Genomic DNA, 19,555 nt, shown 5'->3' with positions numbered 1-19,555 from the left:
TACCGCCTGCCTACACGTCGCAGACCTGCCACCGGTGTTTGCACATTCATCCCGACCCTGCGCAATCCTACCGCAGTGGAAAGAAGTTTAAGTGTGGACACTGTGGATGGGAAGGGGATGCGGATTTGAATGGTGCGAATGTGATTGCGCTTTTGGGGGCTGCTGTAAACCAGCCTAGAGGTTCGTGGTTGGCTTGCCAACTGCAGGGCTACCGAAAGCCCGCCCTGTACTGCGAAGCAGTCAGGGTCGGGTAGTTTACTAGTCTTTGACCCATAGCACTGACCCTTGCCCCTGGCTACAATGGGGGGACATGCTTAATAAAACTTCAGAACCCAAGGGTGGCTATGGTTGTCAGCTTGGAACGGGATCCCTGCGTGGTGCCTTCTGCTGGGGAGTTGCGGCAGGTGCTACAGGGGGTTGGCCCTCGTTCTTGTCCCTTGCAGTACAACTTTCACCTACACACTCGTTGTTCGGATGGGCAGATGGATCCCGTGGATCTGGCGGAGCAAGCACGCCGGCACGGTCTGAAGGGACTGGCCATCACCGATCACCACACCCTGAAGGGCTACGAGCGAGCCCGCGCCCACCTGGATCGTCCCGACGACCCCATCCTGTGGCCGGGGATCGAGATCACCGCAAACCTGTTGGGCTGTGAAGTGCATATTCTCGGCTACGGCTTCGATCCCACCGATGGTGTCCTGGATCCCTTTGCCCAAGGGGATCAGGTTCCCGGCTTGCCCGCCGCCGACGCGATCCAGGCCATTCAAGCGGCAGGAGGCTTGGCGGTGTTGGCCCATCCCTTTCGCTATTGCCTGCCTGCAGAGGAAATTGTCCCAGCAGCAGCGGAGTTGGGAATAGATGGCCTTGAGGTCTACTACGCCTACAAAAACCCGGAGATTTGGATCCCTAGCCCAGAAGTGACGGAGAAAGCGGAAGAGTTGGCCGAGGCCTACGGACTTTTGAAAACCTGCGGCACCGACTCTCATGGCCCCAGTATCCTGAGGCGGATTTGAGCCAGGCTACCCAGAACAAGCTGCTACGGGCGTGGATAGAGCAGCTGACCAAGCCGGCGCAACTGCTCTGCAGTGCCCATACACAGCAGCAGATCCCCCGGCTGCAACAGGGTTTCTCCGCTGGGGCCACCAATCAACTGGCCATCCGCCCGTCGAATCGCCACCACCAAAGCTCCGGATCGGTTGCGCAAATCGGCTTTCCGTAGGGTTTGCCCGACATAAGGACATTCTTGGGCTGCCAGCTCGTACTCCTCTAGGTAAAAAGTGCGATCCCGACCGGCAAGGATGCCATCCACAAAGTCCACAACCCGAGGACGCAGGGCAGCTGCCGCCATGCGTTTTCCGCCCGTGATGTAGGGAGAAATGGCATGGGCAACGCCCGCCCGCTGCAGTTTTTGCAAAGCCTCCTCCGTATTGGCGCGGGCAATAGTGCGAATGCGGGGGTTCAGGGTGCGGGCCGACAAGACCACGTACAGGTTCTCGGCATCGGAAGATAGGGCGGCAATCAGTCCCTCCGCCTGTTGCACCCGCGCTTCCAGCAAAGTGGCATCTAGAGTACTATCCCCCTGGAGAGCCACATATCCCAGCTCTTGAGCCACCTGAATGGCCTCGGCAGACTGATCAATCACCAAAAATGGCACCCCTTCTGCTCGAAACTCTTGGGCCACCTGCCGCCCAATGCGCCCAAAACCGCAAATGATGTAGTGGTTGTTCAGCGCTTCCATCTGTTTCTTCCATTTCCGCTGCCGGATCCCTTCCTGAAAATGTCCCTGGATGAGGGCCTCTGTAAAGCGATTCACCATGAACCCAATGCTCAAGACCCCCATCAGGATCAAGGCCACCGTAAATAAACGCCCCCGCTCCCCCAGCGGCCCCACCTCCATGAAGCCCACGGTGGTTAGGGTGATAACGGTCATGTAAAAAGCTTCCACCCAAGGCCACTGCTCCACCCCGTGGTACCAGAGGGTGCCGATCAGCACCACACACACCAATGCCCCCACACCCAAGCCGAGGTCTCGCCGGATCCCGGGATCCCTTTTGGCAGCCTGGAAGGGGGGACGAGCAGAAGCCATAGAGCCCAGCCAGATCTAGCCCAGGAAAAGGAAGCAAGAACTAGAATGGGGAAGAACCCGTTGTTGTTCGGTAACAAGCGGAGTGCCGATGCCTGAATACATCAAGGTGGAATATCGGATCGACAAAAACGGACAGGTCACCGAGACCGTACTGAATGGTTCTGGCTCCAGTTGTACCCTAGCTACCGCCGGCTTGGAATCGGCTCTCGGAACTGTGCAGAAACGGGAGCTCTTGCCGGAGTTTCACCAACTGACTGAAATCGAGAGGGAGTCTGAGGTCTCCTTGAAGCAAACCCGCTGACTCCATATCCATTTGCCTAGGGTTCTCACCATCTTCTCACTTTTTCTTTTTGCTCCCCTTTCCGGCCGTATTGCCGGCTCGTGCCGCTCCAACCGCAGCCTGAAACAGCCAAACAGCCAATGGAGCAGCGACAACCAAGATGATGCTGGTGGGGCCGACGCCAAAATCCGGCTCGCCAGAAGCCAGCTCGAAAATTGAGCCAACAGCAGCAATGGCGCTGAGGCAGGAAACGGCCAAGAGCAGGTAACCTTTAACGCTGGTGGTCATAGAGAACCCGTTTGAGAACTACACTTGCGCAGTACAGGGCAAGCCGGTCGAATGCGTATTCATTCGCCAAAAAGCCCTCCCACTCCTGAGAGGGCTAACTTTTATGCTAAAGGCAGGGATCCCTGTCCAGCAAGGCAAAACCAAAAGTGGGATCCCTAGAAGTTCAGCACTTGGGGTGTGGATTTAGCCGTTCACGATGATCTTGCCGACCATTCCGGCCCCACGGTGGGGCGTGCAGTAGTAGGTGTACTCACCTGGAGGAACATCAACAAAAGCCGACTCCACCACCTGCTTAGGAGCTGTAAGCAGCGCCTTGTGGGAGAGTTTGGCCGCCAAAGCCGCATCTCCACCGGGCACCTTGTCAAAGACAACATTGTGGGGGTAGACCTTGTTGTTCACCCACTGAACGGTATCCCCTTGGTTGATGGTGAGAGAAGGCGGATCGTAGACCAACTGGGCTTTGTCGGATCCCATTTTGACGATGTAGGTTTCGGCAGCAGCAGGGTTGGACAAGAGCGCCACAGCTACCCCCCCAACCACAAGGCTGAGCAGGATGAGCTGCAAACGCTTCACCAGGTTAAAAACTAGAGACATGGATTCCTCTCAAAACGCAACAGCAGTTATCCCAGACTTTGCGGCTCGGTTGCCCCTTTCCAGGTTGCGAAGAGCACCCAGCCAGGCGGATGGGCAGCAGGGACAGTTGAATTCCCAATGCTCATTATAAGAGGGCTCATCCCAGAATAGAGCAATGCCCAACTGCGGGGCGGCAACATCCATCCTTTACAGGGAGCCGCGGCAGACCGAACCCGCCAAACAGCACAGCTCTTCCAGAAACCTACGGCAACCCTGTTGCCAGGCAATCCGATGCGGCTGGATCCCCGGCCAGTTGGGGTAGAGCATCTTGGCAGTTGGCGAGCGTGCGCAGGGAACCGAGAGCCAGTTTTCCGGGTCGTCCTCATCTCTACCCAAAAGTGCTTCGCAAAGTTTCGAAAGTAGAGATTCTCTTTCCGTGGGATCCCTTAAAGTCCAAGAGTGTCTTGCCTAACAAATCCGTAGGGTTGTCGATGCACAAGAAGGGCAAATCATCCTAATCTCAAAGAGCAGGTTCTTGGATGCTGCTGGTCGGTATTCCTTTGAGATTTCTCAATAACATCACCTGAAAGTCAGTTGGTTGTTCAGCCCTCACCAAAATAGGGAGTCTGTTAAGATGAGCGTACAGCGTTCACCCGTAGTTGGTCCAAGCAAGAGTCGGCTTGCAACAAGTTTAGAATCGACGGATCAGCGGCTTAACATTCAAATCTTGGCCCGTTGCATCGGCAGTGCCTTGAACCTGGGCGCTCCTCTCAGGGTTGAAGTGCACTACACCTCACAAGCTCGGTAGCAAGGTTTTCTTGGCAGGCCGCTCTAGGGGCACAGCTGCTACTATGGTTTGTGCTTGCCTGGGGCTAGAGTGATTTTTGGGCTTCTTATTTCGTTGTATGTCCGTATAGTCACTGCTGGCTGGAACAGCACACCTGAGGTCTCTCTAGAAGAGAGGAGCTGGGCATAAGCCGACGATTTTAGTCTGGCTGGATTGAGACAACTCTATTCACTACATCATCACATAGTCATTTCAAGTTAGATTAAGACACTTTACTAATTGCTACGCAGTGCCGTCCAAACGCTCTGCGCCGCTTCCGCAACCACCCCCAACCCCTCTCCCATAGGGAGAGAGGAGCTAGGAAGCAACACAACGGAAAAGTCTCCTTCCTGCTTAAAGTGTGCTTAAAGTGATTGTATTTAGCAATGCGCAATGCAGCTTCTGTGGGGCAGGGATCCCGTTCGTCCAAAGCCTTAGGGCTGAAAAACCTGCAGGTCATATTAAACTGCGTGCGGAGTCTACAGAGCTAGTTCTGAACAATCCCCTGGATGATGGCTTCCGTAAGGCGGTCTAATCCTCCCAGGTCAGCTCTCTCGTTTTGGGAAAAGGGGTGAGGACAGTCGCCCAGCAGGCCGGAGAGCAGGGGAACTCAAACTGGTCAGAGCAGCCACAAGCACTTGGCCCAGAAAACCTTCTGCCAAGGGGGCACGGCGCTCTCAGTTGGCTTAACATTATTTCATGACTGGGCTTGGCCTTCACCTTGTCGAGGGCAGCTGGCCCGCCCAGGGTTCGGCTCAACTTCCTTCCCATTGCAGGCAAAACGACCATGGTAGGCATCTTCAGGCGCTTGTTCGGCTGGCGTGGTCAAGCTGCGGCCACGTCCTCACCGGAAACTGTTGCTAAGCCAACCCCAAAGAAAGCGAAAAACGACAATACTTTTTTTCTCGACCCAGATGAAGCCAAAACCCTTGGCAACATCGAGTATATGCGCACCCCCAGGATCGTGAAGCACACCTTCCAGGATTTCGGCAGCAAGGAGAAGGTGGAGGTGGTGGAGCAGGTCTCTTCCCTCAGCAAAGTTAAGTTGTCCGCAGAGGCAGCCAAAACTCCTGAAACCGCTTCTGAGCAGGGGTCTTCCATTTCAAGCAGCAGCGGAGCAAGCCCACGCCGTCAGGGGGGATCGGACATGGATACCTTCCGCAATATGGCCCGCAGCCTGAGACGCAAATAGGCCAAATTCAGGTTGATCCCTGTCAGAGCCAACCAGAGGCTGGATCCCAGCTTTCCTCTTCGCAGCAGCGACAGGCGTGATACAACTGCTATCGAACCGGCTAATCTGCGACTGAACTGAGGAGGAACAATGGCGATTAAGCGAGGCACCTTGGTGCGGGCTATCCGCGAGAAACTGGAGGGTAGCTTAGAAGCGCAGGCAAGCGATCCTTTTATTCCCAACTACGTTTTCGAGACCCCCGGAGAAGTCGTGGATATCAAAGGTGACTACCTGCAGATTAAGTTTGGGGCTGTTCCCACCCCTACGGTTTGGCTGCGGGCGGATCAGGTTCAGGAGATGGCGGGTTGAGTAGAAGCACGGAATGTTCCCCATCTGCATACCCCGTGATGGGGTGAAGGGGGATCCATGGCACTCCTGGCTGCTCCCAACCGTGAACAAATCCTGCAGCGTAGGCAGCTTTTGCGTCGGCAACGGCGCAGCCGATTCTGGCAGGGATCCTGGCGCCTGACCGGTTCGATGACCCTCTTGGCGCTGCTGGTGCTGGGCCTACGGCAGCCCCACTGGCAAATTCGTCAGCCAGAACAGATTCAGGTAAAGGGTGCCCACTGGGTCGATCCCGCCTGGATACGGGCACAATTGCCCCTGCAGTATCCCCTCAACATTTGGCAGGTGCAACCGGCTGTTTTGGAAAGGGCTTTGCTGGGATCCCCGACCCGCCCCTCTCCCATCGAAAGCGTCCAGGTGCAGCGGCGGCTGCTGCCGGTGGGTGTCATCGTCCAGGTGCGGGAACGGCAACCTGTGGCGCGCGCGCGATGGGGCAACCAACTGGGCTGGGTGGATGTCCAAGGCAACTGGCTGTCTCCGGATCCCTACCGTTCCCCCACGTCTTGGCCTGAGCTGGAGCTGCTGGGCTGGGAGAACCACACCCCAGAGCAATGGGCGCTGTTGCTCAGGGCTTTACAGCAGTCTGAAATTCAGATCAGGGCAGTGGATTGGCAATCTGGAGCGGGAATTACCCTGCATACTGAGCTGGGCAACGTCTACCTGGGGCCGATTTCCGACCGCTTGCCCTTGCAAATTCAGACCCTCAACCAAATGCGGGATCTGCGCCGCTACTGCGAGTGTACGCCCGACGACATCGTCCACATTGACCTCACCAGCCCCAGTGTGCCCACCTTGCAACTTACCCCCACGGCCACCCAGGAGCGCTGGAAAGACGTGCGGATGCCCTAACTTTGCTATGAACCCGGTGCCGGCGGTGGAGGTGAACCAATTGTGGACAGCTTATCCCGGTCATCCGCCGGTGCTGCAAGGGCTGGATCTACGGGTCGAGGTTGGGCAACATCTGGGGGTGATCGGCCCCAATGGCGCGGGTAAAACTACCCTGTTCCTCACCCTCTGCGGCCTGTTGCCCCCCTGCTCTGGCCAGGTGAGTTTGTTTGGCCAGCCGCTGCGGCCCGGCCAGTTTCGCCCTGAGGTGGGGTTGGTGTTTCAGGATCCCAACGACCAACTGTTTGCCCCATCGGTGGCCGAAGATGTGGCCTTCGGACTGCGCAATTTGGCCCGTCCTGAGGCGGAGATTGCGGCTGCGGTTCGAGAGGCCTTGCACCTGACCGGCACCCTCCATTTGGCTGATCGTCCCCCCCATCACCTCTCCGGTGGGGAAAAGCGCATGGTCGCCATTGCCGGGATCCTGGCGATGAAACCCCAGTTGGTGCTCTACGATGAGCCGACGGCCAACCTCGATTTGCGAGCCCGGCGCCGGTTGATAGTTTTTTTGCAACAGGCCGCCCACACTTTTCTGCTGGCTTCCCACGATCTGGAGCTGATCTTGGAGGTGTGCGATCAGGTCATCCTGTTGGATCAAGGTCGGATCTGGGCCCAGGGATCCCCGGCCCACCTGATGGGCCAAGCCGACCTCATGGAAGCCCACGGCCTGGAAGTGCCCCCCTCACTGCGCCGATGATCCAGGAGTCGATGAGCGGTGAAAGTTGAAAAGATGTCAAGAATTATTTTTGAATTGATAACAATTTTGCCTCTCTTAATAAAAAGCTATCGTGCTAATTAAAAATATTGATTTTCGTCCAGGATTAAATAGGGATATCATTTTGTTAAGTCGGGGATCCCTTCTCTGAGCTGTCCTAGTCAATTTTGTATGATCGATTGTGTACAAGAAAGATGTGGACTTAGCTCAGAGCTGGCAGCTTTGCCCGCCTGAGTGACAGTTGCGCTTAACCCTGATGGCTCCTACAACCTTTTCCGACTTCAGTCTGAGGTCTGCGGCTGGGCAGGGCCTTCTCCCCTCAGGGAAGTTCGTGTTGGCTGGGGTAGGTGTCGCCGGGAAAAGCTGTCAATCGAGATTTGGGCAGAGGATCTCTCTGATGGGATCGAAGGAGATTGCATGAGCGAACCCAACAAGCGAGATCACTTTGCCTTGCTACTGGGTTCGACAGCGTTCAGGAACTGAGTGTGTTCAAAAGTGGAGAGTTGATATGCCTATTGCAGTTGGAATGATCGAAACCCGCGGGTTCCCGGCAGTGGTAGAAGCTGCCGACGCCATGGTCAAGGCAGCCCGCGTTACCCTGGTGGGTTACGAGAAAATCGGCAGCGGTCGGGTCACCGTGATCGTGCGGGGGGATGTCTCGGAGGTGCAAGCCTCAGTGGCTGCCGGTTTGGAGTCTGCCAAGCGGGTGAGCGGGGGTGAGATTCTCTCCCACCACATCATTGCCCGTCCCCACGAGAACCTGGAGTTTGTGTTGCCCATCCGCTATACCGAGGCGGTAGAGCAGTTCCGCACCTAGTCCCGACTTCAGTAAAGTTCGCACCCCAGAAAGTTCGCACCCCACTTTCACTTTCAGCGTAAGGAGTACCTATGGCTATTGCAGTTGGAATGATCGAAACCCTGGGCTTCCCGGCAGTGGTAGAAGCTGCCGACGCCATGGTCAAGGCCGCCCGCGTTACCCTGGTGGGTTACGAGAAAATCAGCAGCGGTCGGGTCACCGTGATCGTGCGGGGGGATGTCTCGGAGGTGCAAGCCTCGGTGGCTGCCGGCATTGACTCGGTGAAGCGGGTGAACGGCGGCCAGTTGTTGTCTTGGCACATTATCGCCCGTCCCCACGAGAACCTGGAGTACGTGTTGCCCATTCGCTACACCGAGGATGTGGCTCAGTTCCGCGAAGGGGTAAATGCCATCCGTCCCTTCACCCGTCCCTGATGCGTATTGCCATTGTGCGGGGCACCGTTACCAGCACTCAAAAGGATCCCAGCTTGACGGGCGTGAAGTTTTTGTTGGTGCAGTACGTCGATCTCGAGGGCCAGCCGCAACCCGATTACGCTGTGGCTGCCGATCCGGTGGGGGCCGGCATTGACGAGTGGGTGCTGGTTAGCCAAGGCAGTGCCGCTCGCCAGCCGCAAGGAAACCAGACTCGCCCGCTGGATGCAGTGGTGATGGCGATTATCGATACGGTCAGCGTTGGCGGTCGCTCTCTCTACAACAAGCGCGATCAACGCTAGCTGGGATCCCTTCCCTTCTCATCTCTCTTGCTGCCCTTGTCCGCCCTACTGCGTTCTAGAGGCTCACGGTTATGCCTGCTCACACCTATGCTGCACCGCCAACGCCCTGGTCTCGCCGACTGGCGGAGCCCAAGATCGATCCCACAGCCTACGTGCATTCTTTCTCCAACCTCATTGGGGATGTGCGGGTGGAAGCGGAGGTGCTGATCGCCCCGGGAACTTCCATTCGCGCTGACGAGGGATCCCCCTTCCACATTGGCGCCAGATCCAACATTCAGGATGGGGTGGTCATCCACGGCCTGGAACAGGGGCGGGTGATAGGAGAAGACGGCCAACCCTACTCCGTTTGGATTGGCAGAAACACTTCCATTGCCCACATGGCTCTGATCCACGGGCCGGCCTACGTGGGCAACGACTGCTTTATTGGCTTCCGCTCGACGGTGTTCAACGCTCGGGTTGGGGATGGCTGCATCATCATGTTGCATTGCCTGATCCAGGATGTGGAGATCCCCCCAGGCAAGTACGTGCCTTCTGGATCCATCATCACCACCCAGGCCGAGGCCGACCGGCTGCCCGACGTCCAGGATAGCGATGCCAAGTTTGCCCAACACGTGATCGGCATCAACCAAGCCCTGCGAGAGGGCTACCAGTGCAGCGAAAACCTCGTCTGTATCGCTCCCATCCGCAACGAACTGCAGCGCACCTCTAACTCAACGGCTACGGAGACGGCACCCATGACTCATTCTTCCCATCGCGGCAATGGCCGGAACGGCGGCGGATCCCCTCTCAAGCCGGAGGTGGTGGAGCAAATTCGTGCCCTGTTGGCCCAAGGCTATCGCGTGGGGCTAGAGTATGCCGATGCTCGCCGCTTCAAAACCTCTTCCTGGCAAAGCGAAAGCCCAATCGCCAGCACCCACGAGGCGGAGGTGGTGCGATCGCTGGGGGCCATCCTGGTGGAGCACCAGGGAGAATATGTGCGCCTGTTGGGGATCGATCCCAAGGCTAAACGGCGGGTGCTGGAGCAAATCATCCAAACCCCCGATGGGCCGGCGCTGGTCTCTGGGATGCCCAGCCGCGTCTCGGCAGCCGCTGCTCCGGGTTCTGGGGCGGTCGGCTCTCGCTCTGGCTCAGGGCTGGAGGAGGAGATCCGGACTTTGTTGGCGCAGGGGTATCGCGTTGGCCTGGAGGTGGCTGATGCCCGCCGCTACCGCACCTCTTCTTGGCAGACCTTGAGCAATTTGAGCGGTCAGCCGCAGGAGATCCTGGCCGCTGTTCAGGCTGCCCTAGCAGAGCACCAGGGAGAATATGTGCGCCTGTTGGGGATCGATCCCAAAGGCAAACGGCGGGTGCTGGAGAAGGTCATTCAAACCCCGCAAGGCCAGGTGAGCAGCAGTCCTGCAGGAACCGGCGTGGTGGCAGATACGGCTCCTGCGGCAGGGGGCAGTGCCAGCCTGGATCTGGAGGTGCAGGAGGAGGTGCATCGGCTGCTGGCTCAGGGCTATCGCATCGGCTACGAATATGCCGACGAGCGCCGCTTCAAAACCTCTTCCTGGCAGAGTGGGCCGGCCATTCGCGCCACCCGCGGGCCAGAGGTGTTGGCTAAGCTGACGGCTGCCCTGGCGGAGCACCAGGGAGAATATGTGCGCCTGCTGGGGATCGATCCCAAAGGCAAACGGCGGGTCTATGAGCGCATCATCCAAACCCCTAGCGGAAAATCTGCTGCTGCTGCCGCGGCTCCTGCTTCTGCCCCCAAGGGATCCCCTTCTGGCACCCGCCTCAGCGCCGAGGTGGTGGCTCAGGTGCAGCAGTTGCTCAGCCAAGGCTACCGCATCGGCACCGAACATGCGGACAAGCGCCGTTTTCGCACGTCTTCCTGGCAAAGCTGTAGCCCCATCGAGGCCACCCAAGTGCCGCAAGTGGTGGCAGCTCTGGAAGCCTGTCTGGAGGAACATCGCGGCGAATACGTCCGCCTGCTGGGTATTGACCCAAAAGCCAAACGGCGAGTGCTGGAGCAGATCATCCAAACCCCTTGAGGGATCCCAGCTTTTTTTGACCTCTGTTGGTTCAAGCCCAACCCCCCAGCGATGAGGAGCACTTTGTTGGCCTCTACTTTGCCCAACTCCATGACGCTCCGCGCCTTGCCTGGCCAGAACGACGAAACTCGCTATTTTGTCAGTGGTGAGGTACAGGTGGAAGCCGGGGCGGGGATTGGGGCAGGGGTGCTGCTGCGGGCCAACCCCGGCTGTCGAATTCACATCGGGCGCGGCGCGTGTATCGGCATGGGATCCGTTCTGCACGCCTGTGGGGGATCCCTCATCGTGGAGGCGGGAGCAACCTTGGGAATGGGGGTGCTGGTGATCGGGCAGGGCACCATCGGCAAAAACGCCTGCATCGGCTCAGAAACCACGGTGCTGAATTGTTCGGTGCTCAGCCAAGCAGTCATTCCCCCCGGCTCGCTGCTCGGGGATCCCACCTATGGTTTCGATCTCCAGGAGGCGGGCGGCAGCAAGCTCACCCCGGCAGAGCCCTCGCCGGCGGCAGTGGAAATGGCTCCAGAGATGTCGCCTGAGCCGTCTCCCCCACCCAGTTCTCCGGTGGCCAATGTTGAAAAGCAAACCCGCCGTTGGCACCAAGAAAAATCCGACTCCCCAGAGACCAAAACCCATAAGCTCAATGGGATCCCTGGCCATTGGGAATTGGATCGCCTCTTGAGCAAGATTTATCCCCATCGACAGGTGCTCTCCTCTGGGGATAGCCGGATCTGATGGCTAAACTGGCGTGAGTAGTTAGGATGCCGATGTCAACCTCCCTGGGCCTGATTCAGACGCGCAGCTTTCCGGTCATCGTGCGCATTGCCGACGCTATGACCAAGTCGGCAGGCGTGACGCTGATCGGCTTTGAGAAAACCTCGGGGGGCTATTGCACAGCCATTGTGCGGGGGGGAATTGCCGATGTGCGCATTGCCATTGAGGAGGGAATTGAGCTGGCCCGCCAGTTCGAGCAAGAGGAGATCTCCAGTTTGGTGATCCCGCGCCCCCTGCCCAACTTGGAAGTGGTGCTGCCGATCAGCAGCAAGCTGTCTCAACTGGCACAAAACCGCGGCTACAGCCGCCTCAGTAACTTGGCCGTGGGCCTGCTGGAAACTCGCGGCTTCCCGGCAATGGTGGGAGCTGCCGATGTCATGCTCAAAACCGCGGATGTCCAACTGGCGGCCTACGAGACCATTGGGGATGGCCTATGTACGGCCATTATCCGCGGTACAGTGGCCAACGTGGCCATTGCCATCGATGCCGGCATGTACGAAGCAGAGCGCATTGGGGAATTGCACGCGGTGGCAGTGATCCCCCGCCCTCTGGACGAACTGGAGCAAGCGCTGCCCGTGGCCAGTTGTTTTGTTGCTCAACCGGTTACCCTGCCGGTAACCCTTCCTCAAGTTCAGGAACAGGAAGTGCAGCGCAACGATACGGCTGTGGAACGGATCCCTGTTTATCTGGAGCCGCCTGAAACTCCCTAGCCCCCTGAGCAATCCATCTGTTGCCCAAGAAAGCCGAGCAGGGCAGAACGGAAAAATGCTAGGCTACTGAAAGACCTGGGTCCGTGCAGCTCCGACGCCCAAACCGTGTCAGGATCGGAAGATAGCAGCACCACGGGATGCTCTGAGCAGGCGCGTCAACCCGGGTCGCCCTTTGCTACCCCACTTTCCTCTCTGCTGGGTCATTCCCCTTCTCGCCTTTCTCCCCCTTGTCCTAGCAATGTCCGAGACAGACAATCCCCTCGCCAACTGGGCTCAAAAAGCCTTTTACTTCGGCATGGGTTTGGCGGCTGTGGCGGCGGATAATGCTGCCAAGGTGGCCAGCAAAGCGGGTATCCGTCTGATGGAGTTGCGCAAGCAGGCGCAAGCTTTGGTGGACGAGCTGGTGGAGCGGGGGGCGATGACCGCTGAAGAGGCGCGGGCTTACATGGATGCCATCGCCGCCAACGCCAACCGCAAGGGAGAAGACAGACAAACTGCCGGTCCCCGCAAGATCACCATCGACGACATTAGCAATGCCGAGGGCGAGGCAGGCACGGCCATCGAACTTTCAGAAGCGGCCCGTTTGCGCCAGAAGATCGCCGAATTGCAAGCTGAGTTGGATCGCATCAAGGGCAAATCTTGAGCGGAAGGACAGCCCGGCAGGAAGGTAGGAATGCATTGCTTCCTAGCTCCTCTCCCCTTTTGCATAGCGGAAGCGGTACCGCAGAGCACTTGGGAAGTGTCTCAACCTAACTTGAAATGACCCTAAAGATTGAGGCTACCGTCAGGTGGATCGTCTCTGTGAAGTGTTAGGGATCCTCATCCTTGTAGAGCGAGGAGCAGGTCAAGCTGATTCATTTCCAAACTGCAGAAAAGATAAGGGCGTCTGCCGGGTGGGCAGGAGCGTCTCAATCGAGTCTCAATCAAACTGGGTTGAGTTTGAGCTCAGGCAGCAGGAATGAGGATCCCGTCTTCCGAGAGAAACCGGGAGCTGAGAAAGGGACGCAGCGCCTTGGGAATGCGAATCGAGCCATCCGGCTGTTGGTGATTTTCCAGCAGGGCAGCCAGAGAGCGCCCCACCGCCAAGCCAGATCCGTTCAGGGTGTGGACAAACTGGGTGCCTTTCTGGCCGGCTTCTTTGTAGCGCAGGTTAGCACGGCGGGCCTGAAAGTCCCAGCAGTTGGAGCAACTGGAGATCTCGCGGTATTGATTTTGGGAGGGGAACCACACCTCCAAGTCAAAGCAGCGGGCTGCCGCAAAGCCCAAATCGCCGCTACACAGCTCCACCACCCGGTAGGGCAGCTCCAGCATCTGTAAGATGGCCTCGGCATCCTGCACCAGCTTCTCGTGTTCGGCTTCCGATTGATCTGGGCGAGTGACCTTGACCAGCTCCACTTTTTGAAACTGGTGCAACCGGATCAGCCCCTTGGTGTCGCGGCCATAGCTGCCCGCCTCACGGCGAAAACAAGGGGTGTAAGCACAGAAGTAAAGAGGGAGGGACTCCGCAGGGATTACCTCATCCCGGTACAGATTGGTAAGGGGAACTTCCGCCGTCGGGATCAGCCACAGGTCGTCGTCAGCACAGCGAAAGCTGTCTTCGGCAAACTTGGGCAACTGCCCCGTCCCCTGCAAAGCGGCGCTGTTGACCAAAAAGGGTGGGATCACCTCGGTGTAGCCGGCTGCAACGTGGCGCTCCAGCATCATGGCAATCAAAGCCCGTTCCAGGGCCGCGCCCGCCCCTACCATAGCCACAAAGCGGCTTTGGGCCACTTTGACCGCACGGCCAATCTCCAGCAACCCCAGTTTTTCGGCAATCTCGTCATGGGGAAGGACAGGATGGGCCGGCTTTAGCTCCTCACCCCAGCGGCGCACCTCTACATTGTCGGCCTCATCTCGGCCAACCGGCACGCTGGGCAGGGGCAAATTGGGCAGGGTAAGCAGCCGAGCACGAATCTCCTCTTCCAGCTCCCGTTCCTGCTGCTCCAGTTGGGCAATCTCGGCCTTGAGATCCACCCCCCGCTGCCGGAGGGCCGCCACTTCGGGGCCTTGGGGATCCGCCCCCTGGCGGAGGATCTCGCCGACTTTTTTGCCGAGGCTGTTGCTTTCGGCCTGCAGGGATCCCTTGCGGGCCTCCAACTGCCGCCGCTCCCGATCCAACTGCAGGATCCCGTCCAGATCGACTGTGGCCCGGCGGTTTTGCAGGGCTTGGCGTACCTGTTCAGGGCGATCCCGCAGCAGCTTCAGATCCAGCACAGAGACGGCCTACACTTAGCTCCAGATATCCGACCTATTTCTTTAGCCAGCTAAACATGGCCCGCAGCTCCCTGCCCACCTGTTCAATGGGGTGTTCGGCCTCGCGGCGCCGCATCGCAGTAAGCCCTGGCTTGCCGGCCTGATTTTCCAAGACAAATTCACGGGCAAATTGGCCGCTTTGAATCTCGGCGAGGATGCGTTTCATCTCGGCGCGGGTTTGCTCCGTAATGATGCGGGGGCCACGGGTGTAGTCGCCGTATTCTGCCGTGTTGGAGATGCTCTGGCGCATTTTTTCCAGGCCGCCCTCGACGATGAGATCCACGATCAGCTTCACCTCGTGCAGGCACTCGAAGTAGGCCAGTTCCGGCTGGTAGCCCGCTTCCACCAAGGTTTCAAACCCCGCTTTGATCAGAGCCGTCAGCCCACCGCAGAGCACCACCTGCTCGCCAAAGAGGTCGGTTTCGGTCTCTTCCCGGAAGGTGGTTTCCAAAATGCCGGCCCGCGTGCCACCGATGGCTTTGGCATAGGCCATGGCCCGCTCCCGTGCCATTCCCGAGGCATCTTGATAGACGGCAAACAGGCAGGGCACCCCTTCCCCCGCTTGGTAGGTGCGCCGCACCAAGTGCCCAGGGCCTTTGGGGGCAACCATGATGACATCCACGTCTGCCGGCGGCTGGATCTGCCCGAAGTGAATGTTGAAGCCATGGGCAAAGAGGAGCACGTTCCCCGGCTGCAGGTGGGGACGGATTTCGCCCTGGAAAACGGCCTTTTGCACTTCATCGGGCAGCAAAACCATTACCCAATCGGCGGCAGCGGCAGCATCCGCCACCGTTTTGACCATTAAGCCGTCTTGCTCGGCTTTGGGCCAGGAAGGGCTGCCAGGGTAAAGGCCAACGATGACCTGGACACCGCTATCGCGCAAATTGAGGGCGTGGGCGTGGCCTTGGCTGCCATAGCCGATGATGGCAACGGTTTTATCGGCCAAAGGCTCCAGGTTGGCGTCGGTGTCGTAGTAGAGGCGGGCCATGGTCGAGCAGGGCGTGAGCAGGTGCTTGACTAGGATAGCAGGATTGGATCCAACTTGCTGACCTCAAGCGCCGTGATGAACAGTTTTCACCCACCTTAGGCGCTTGGGCTGTACACACATGCGAGCGGTTGTGGCGATCATAACCGGCAGCCAGTGGAGCATGTAGACCAAGCCCAGGGCGGTGTGCCACCAAAGTCGCCGTCCGCGCAAGCCCTCCACCTGGCGTAGCCCCCGGTAAAAAGCCACCGTCAGGCAGCCCATCACCAGAGCGTTCAAGGGGAGCAGCACCGAGGAGTGGCCCGCCAACAGCACCCAGAGGGTGTCGGGAACCAAGGCCATCGGCAGCAAGTACTGAGAAATAAAGAAGGCCCAGAGATCTACTGTTTTGGCCATCCCCATGCGGCGACCGAGGATCCCTGGCCAGTAGTCGAGATAGCGCTGGTAGCCCCCTTCCGCCCAGCGGCAGCGCTGGTGCCAGAGACTTTTCCAAGAGGTGACCCCTTCTTCGACGATGGCCGGCTCCGTCAGAAAGGCGATATCTACGCCCGCCAGGTGCAGCTTGAAGGTGAGATCCAGGTCGTCAGTGAGGGTGCTCTCATTCCAGCCGCCGCACTTTTCCAAGACATCTCGCCGCACCAGTTGGCCATTGCCGCGTAGCTCGCCAATGCCCCTCACGGCCACGCGCTGCTGCTGAAAATAAGCGTCGGAGGCCATTTCCGCCACCTGCCCCAGAGTCCAGAAGTTGACGTTGGGGTTGCTCAGGGCCTTGCGCACCTGGACAGCGCCTACCGTCCGTCTGCTGAAACGGCTGCGCAGGCTTCCCACTTGAACAAACAAGGGCAGAGTGCGGGCAAGAAAATCCGAAGGCACCACAGCATCGGCATCGCAGACCAGGATGATCTCCCCTTGGGTGAGGGGCAGTACCTCGTTGAGGGCGCCGGACTTACCCCCGCCCCGCCCCGGCTGCCGCCGGTAAACCCGCAGATGGGGGATCCACTTTTGGGCTTCCCGCAGAACTTCAGGGGTGGCATCGCTGCTGTTGTCGTCGATGGCCCAGAGCTCCAGATGGCTGGTGGGGTAACGGAGCTGGGTCAAGCTGTGCAACAGCCGTGGGAGCACTGCGCTCTCATTCTTGGCTGGGATCAACACAGCCACACGGGGCAAGGCCAGCCCGCCCAACTCAGAAAGCCCGCTCTGCCCATCCCGTTGCATTGGCAGGACAGAGTCATTGTTGTTAGGGTCATCGCTGTTATCTGTTGACCTGGGATCCCGGCGGGTCGCAGCGGCAGGAGGAAGTCTCAGAGGGGGCAGGGAGGTCGCCGGTTGCAGGCGAAATAAGCGGCTAATGTGGATCACCATGAACGTGGCCAAACCAACGGTGATCCAACGGGCCGTCGGCACCACATGCATCAGGCTGACCAACCCCCACACCATGGCCAGAACCAGCAGAGCCTTGAGACGGCGGCGCTGGGCCGAGGTGAGCAACCAATCGGGAAGATGAAGATCCTCGAGAGGCTCTGGCTCTGACCAGACGAACTCAGACATGGGAATCCTCCCCCGGCCGGCAATGTTACCCAACCTCGCCAGCCTGTGCGAGCGTTAACCCAAAGGCTGTTAAGAGGTTGTTACCTATTGTCACCCATTGTGTTGGCGAAACGGAGTTCTCGAGAACCTACAGGCGAGAAAAATTGGGGATCCCGACTGCCGCTTCTCCGGCAAGGGGGTGAGTAGCCTATGGGTTACCGCGAATCTCTTTGATCACCCCATCTTCCAGAAGGATCTCGACCTGCATTTTCTGGATCAGGTTGTCTCCTTTTTGGACTCGGAAGAAGCTCTCCACATTGCCCTGCAGCACTTCTTGGTTAAGCTCCAGGGTGCTCAGTTGGTTGATCTGCTGCAACAATTGGTTTTTCTGATCCAAGAGGCGGATTTTCTGCTCGTTCACGCGGCTTTTCACCGCTTCCACCTGTTGGAGCAGTTGGGGGCTGTTGGGGTTGGGGCTCTGTTTCTCCAGTTCGGCAATAGCCCGCTTGCCCTGAAACTCCAGCTGTTGCATCTGAGCATCGGTGGCTTCGATCTGCCGCTCCAATTGCTCCTGCATTTCCTTTTTCCAAAGGGGTGTGACCACCACCTTAACGGGAATGTTGCGTTTGAGCAGTAATTGAGTGCCGTTGCTGACGTTGTTTTCTTCCATAAGACTCATCCAGGCAGACGACCAACCAAACCAGGGGCTTGTGCCCATTGTAGAAAGCTCCCCTCAAAAGCTCTGGGGTTGGGGAAGAGGAGCTTGACAGACCGGATCCTCCCCCGCCGAGCCGGAGAATCCATCTACTTATCCTACCGGCTGGGATCCCTGCGGTAAAGTCTTGATTTCGGGAAACTGCAATTTTGGTTAAGGATCTTAAAGGCCGCCGCCTTGCCCTGGCACAGATTCGGCTAGCGTGAGAGACAGTGTTCTTTTTTGCGGCAGCCATGAGTGAACTGGCTTCGACCCCCTCCAAACCCTCTGCTGGGATCACCAAGCCGGTGCGGATCGCCTCTCGAAAAAGCGAGTTGGCTTTGGTGCAGACCCAGTGGGTGATGGGTCAGTTGCAAGAACACCATCCGGGATTACCCCTGGAGCTCAACACCCTTTCCACCCAGGGAGACATCATCCTGGATGTGGCACTGGCCAAAATTGGGGACAAAGGTCTTTTTACCAAGGAATTGGAAGTTAGCCTGCTCAACGACAGCAGCGACTTGGCGGTACACAGCCTTAAAGACTTACCCACCCGCCTGCCGGAGGGCTTGGTGTTGGGGGCGATCACGCGGCGGGAGGATCCCCTGGATGCTTTGGTGGTGGGGGAAAAGTTCCGGGATTACCGACTGGCCACCCTGCCAGAGGGGACGGTGATCGGCACTTCATCGCTGCGGCGGCTGGCCCAACTGCGCCATGCCTTTCCCCACTTGCACTTTAAGGATGTGCGGGGCAACCTCAACACCCGCTTGGCCAAGCTGGAGAGGGGAGAGTACGACGGCCTTATTTTGGCAGTGGCCGGGTTGAAGCGCCTGGGCAAAGCCGACCGGATCCACGAGGTGCTGGATCCCGGCGTGTCTCTGTACGCGGTTGGCCAGGGATCCCTGGGAATCGAGTGTCGGCAGGGAGATGAGCGGATTCTGGAGCTTATCCGACCCTTGGCCGATGCGGAGGCCACAGCCCGCTGCTTGGCAGAGCGAGCTTTCCTGCGGGCTTTGGAAGGAGGGTGTCAAGTGCCCATTGGCGTTCACAGCCAAGTCCAAGGGGAGGCGCTGCACCTAACCGGTATGGTGGCCGACCTGGATGGCCGGCGGCTCATCCGCGATACTCAGACGGGATCCACCGCCGATCCCGAGGCAGTGGGGATGGCTCTTGCAGAAAAGCTAAAACGGCAGGGGGCCGACGAGATTTTGCAGGCCATTTTTGCCCAGGCCCGCCGTTAGGCTTTTCCACCCTTTCTGAGTAAGCTTTGAGGTCTGCAGCCAGGGGGAGTTGAAGAAAAGGGGGGCACGGAAGTCCCCCCTAAGGCAAATTTCACTCAACTTCAAATGGGAAACTCGCATTCACAGCAGCAGTATCTAAGCTCTAGCTTAGCTTGCAAAACCGCCGTATTATCTTGAACTACTAAGGTCACTCGGTTGTTGGCAATCTCTGCAGGCGAGAGGGTTAGAGTTTTGGTGAAGGTTTGGCCAGGCGGACTTGGGGAAGTATACAAAAACCCCGCTTGAGTTAAAGTCCCGCCGTTGTATAGGTAGTACTTGTCGTTCCCGGCAGTAGCAAGGCTAAAATGCCTAGACGCAGTCCTACTTTCATTTGTATTCTCTCTTGATAGAGATGCCCACTTCCTTCTCAGCTCAAGCCAAAGCTCAGCTCAAGCCAAAGCTGAGAATTTACTAGGTTGTGTTGATCTTTCATTTGAGCCAAAAGAGAGCACTGACGAGATAGAGAAAACTCAAGAAGTTCCTGGCCAATTTGTCAAAACGAGAA

22 protein-coding genes and 1 other RNA gene are annotated in these 19,555 nt (G+C 58.2%); 16 read left to right on the top strand and 7 right to left on the bottom strand.

Features of this window, described 5'->3' with window-relative positions:
- Both ACVWXZ_RS13125 and ACVWXZ_RS13120 read left to right on the top strand, forming a co-directional pair.
- A partial coding sequence (locus ACVWXZ_RS13125; RefSeq protein WP_457482615.1) for a zinc ribbon domain-containing protein occupies positions 1-254 on the top strand: 254 nt, incomplete at its 5' end.
- A gap of 90 nt (positions 255-344) precedes the next feature.
- A complete protein-coding gene (locus tag ACVWXZ_RS13120; protein WP_457482614.1) occupies positions 345-1,013 on the top strand; it encodes a PHP domain-containing protein in 669 nt (222 codons plus the stop codon).
- 23 nt (positions 1,014-1,036) lie between these two features.
- Here the strand turns inward: ACVWXZ_RS13120 and ACVWXZ_RS13115 are convergent, their stop codons facing one another.
- Positions 1,037-2,086 (bottom strand): potassium channel family protein, encoded by a 1,050-nt coding sequence (locus tag ACVWXZ_RS13115; protein WP_011433404.1) that lies wholly within the window; start codon positions 2,084-2,086, stop codon positions 1,037-1,039.
- A gap of 88 nt (positions 2,087-2,174) precedes the next feature.
- On the opposite strand from ACVWXZ_RS13115, the gene ACVWXZ_RS13110 reads away from it, so the two are divergent.
- Entirely contained in the window at positions 2,175-2,387 is a 213-nt protein-coding gene (locus ACVWXZ_RS13110) for a DUF2997 domain-containing protein (protein ID WP_011433403.1), read from the top strand.
- A 36-nt stretch (positions 2,388-2,423) separates the two neighbouring features.
- Here the strand turns inward: ACVWXZ_RS13110 and ACVWXZ_RS13105 are convergent, their stop codons facing one another.
- Together ACVWXZ_RS13105 and petE are read right to left on the bottom strand one after the other, a co-directional pair.
- Positions 2,424-2,654: a hypothetical protein gene (locus ACVWXZ_RS13105; RefSeq protein WP_011433402.1), complete on the bottom strand. Its 231-nt coding sequence runs from the start codon at positions 2,652-2,654 to the stop codon at positions 2,424-2,426.
- A 183-nt stretch (positions 2,655-2,837) separates the two neighbouring features.
- Positions 2,838-3,248 carry a plastocyanin gene (petE, locus tag ACVWXZ_RS13100; protein ID WP_414373743.1) on the bottom strand — a complete coding sequence of 137 codons (411 nt, stop codon included), beginning with the start codon at positions 3,246-3,248 and terminating at the stop codon, positions 2,838-2,840.
- A 1,592-nt stretch (positions 3,249-4,840) separates the two neighbouring features.
- Between petE and ACVWXZ_RS13095 the strand changes: the two genes are divergently transcribed.
- The 12 genes from ACVWXZ_RS13095 to ACVWXZ_RS13040 all read left to right on the top strand — a co-directional run bounded on the left by ACVWXZ_RS13095 (position 4,841) and on the right by ACVWXZ_RS13040 (position 12,915).
- Entirely contained in the window at positions 4,841-5,245 is a 405-nt protein-coding gene (locus ACVWXZ_RS13095) for a hypothetical protein (RefSeq protein ID WP_457482613.1), read from the top strand.
- Positions 5,246-5,374: 129 nt separating this feature from the next.
- Positions 5,375-5,593, top strand: coding sequence for an NAD(P)H-quinone oxidoreductase subunit O (gene ndhO / locus ACVWXZ_RS13090; protein WP_011433398.1), 219 nt, complete (start codon positions 5,375-5,377; stop codon positions 5,591-5,593).
- 57 nt (positions 5,594-5,650) lie between these two features.
- Positions 5,651-6,478, top strand: a complete 828-nt coding sequence (locus tag ACVWXZ_RS13085; protein ID WP_457482612.1) for a cell division protein FtsQ/DivIB — start codon at positions 5,651-5,653, stop codon at positions 6,476-6,478.
- A 7-nt stretch (positions 6,479-6,485) separates the two neighbouring features.
- Complete coding sequence (locus tag ACVWXZ_RS13080) at positions 6,486-7,211, top strand: energy-coupling factor ABC transporter ATP-binding protein (protein WP_457387778.1); 726 nt, start codon at positions 6,486-6,488, stop codon at positions 7,209-7,211.
- Between the two features lie 526 nt (positions 7,212-7,737).
- Positions 7,738-8,046, top strand: coding sequence for a carbon dioxide-concentrating mechanism protein CcmK (locus ACVWXZ_RS13075; RefSeq protein ID WP_011430450.1), 309 nt, complete (start codon positions 7,738-7,740; stop codon positions 8,044-8,046).
- 71 nt (positions 8,047-8,117) lie between these two features.
- Positions 8,118-8,459 carry a carbon dioxide-concentrating mechanism protein CcmK gene (locus ACVWXZ_RS13070; protein ID WP_011433395.1) on the top strand — a complete coding sequence of 114 codons (342 nt, stop codon included), beginning with the start codon at positions 8,118-8,120 and terminating at the stop codon, positions 8,457-8,459.
- Complete coding sequence (locus tag ACVWXZ_RS13065) at positions 8,459-8,758, top strand: EutN/CcmL family microcompartment protein (RefSeq protein WP_011433394.1); 300 nt, start codon at positions 8,459-8,461, stop codon at positions 8,756-8,758. Before ACVWXZ_RS13070 ends, ACVWXZ_RS13065 begins: the two co-directional genes overlap by 1 nt.
- 71 nt (positions 8,759-8,829) lie before the next feature.
- Positions 8,830-10,791 (top strand): ribulose bisphosphate carboxylase small subunit, encoded by a 1,962-nt coding sequence (locus ACVWXZ_RS13060; protein ID WP_457482611.1) that lies wholly within the window; start codon positions 8,830-8,832, stop codon positions 10,789-10,791.
- A 66-nt stretch (positions 10,792-10,857) separates the two neighbouring features.
- Complete coding sequence (locus ACVWXZ_RS13055) at positions 10,858-11,523, top strand: hypothetical protein (RefSeq protein WP_457404003.1); 666 nt, start codon at positions 10,858-10,860, stop codon at positions 11,521-11,523.
- Positions 11,524-11,555: 32 nt separating this feature from the next.
- Positions 11,556-12,272, top strand: coding sequence for a carbon dioxide-concentrating mechanism protein CcmK (locus tag ACVWXZ_RS13050; RefSeq protein WP_457404012.1), 717 nt, complete (start codon positions 11,556-11,558; stop codon positions 12,270-12,272).
- A gap of 72 nt (positions 12,273-12,344) precedes the next feature.
- Positions 12,345-12,442: signal recognition particle sRNA small type (gene ffs / locus ACVWXZ_RS13045), an RNA gene on the top strand.
- A 68-nt stretch (positions 12,443-12,510) separates the two neighbouring features.
- Entirely contained in the window at positions 12,511-12,915 is a 405-nt protein-coding gene (locus ACVWXZ_RS13040; RefSeq protein ID WP_457404002.1) for a hypothetical protein, read from the top strand.
- Positions 12,916-13,217: 302 nt separating this feature from the next.
- Here the strand turns inward: ACVWXZ_RS13040 and serS are convergent, their stop codons facing one another.
- From serS to ACVWXZ_RS13020, 4 genes are all read right to left on the bottom strand, one after another.
- Positions 13,218-14,525 carry a serine--tRNA ligase gene (gene serS, locus ACVWXZ_RS13035; RefSeq protein WP_457404001.1) on the bottom strand — a complete coding sequence of 436 codons (1,308 nt, stop codon included), beginning with the start codon at positions 14,523-14,525 and terminating at the stop codon, positions 13,218-13,220.
- A gap of 34 nt (positions 14,526-14,559) precedes the next feature.
- On the bottom strand, positions 14,560-15,552 hold the full coding sequence (ilvC, locus tag ACVWXZ_RS13030; protein WP_414388787.1) for a ketol-acid reductoisomerase: 993 nt from the start codon (positions 15,550-15,552) through the stop codon (positions 14,560-14,562).
- Positions 15,553-15,615: 63 nt separating this feature from the next.
- The gene (locus tag ACVWXZ_RS13025) at positions 15,616-17,097 is read right to left on the bottom strand and encodes a glycosyltransferase (RefSeq protein WP_457404000.1); all 1,482 of its coding nucleotides are present in this window, start codon (positions 17,095-17,097) and stop codon (positions 15,616-15,618) included.
- A 187-nt stretch (positions 17,098-17,284) separates the two neighbouring features.
- A complete protein-coding gene (locus ACVWXZ_RS13020) occupies positions 17,285-17,746 on the bottom strand; it encodes a YlqD family protein (RefSeq protein WP_457482610.1) in 462 nt (153 codons plus the stop codon).
- Between the two features lie 278 nt (positions 17,747-18,024).
- Between ACVWXZ_RS13020 and hemC the strand changes: the two genes are divergently transcribed.
- Positions 18,025-19,011 (top strand): hydroxymethylbilane synthase, encoded by a 987-nt coding sequence (gene hemC, locus ACVWXZ_RS13015; protein ID WP_457482609.1) that lies wholly within the window; start codon positions 18,025-18,027, stop codon positions 19,009-19,011.
- Positions 19,012-19,555 lie beyond the last annotated feature (544 nt).

It is taken from the genome of Thermostichus sp. MS-CIW-38 (assembly GCF_054058415.1).
Note: the sequence above shows the minus strand (reverse complement) of the source record. Positions and strands in the feature narration are given on the sequence as shown.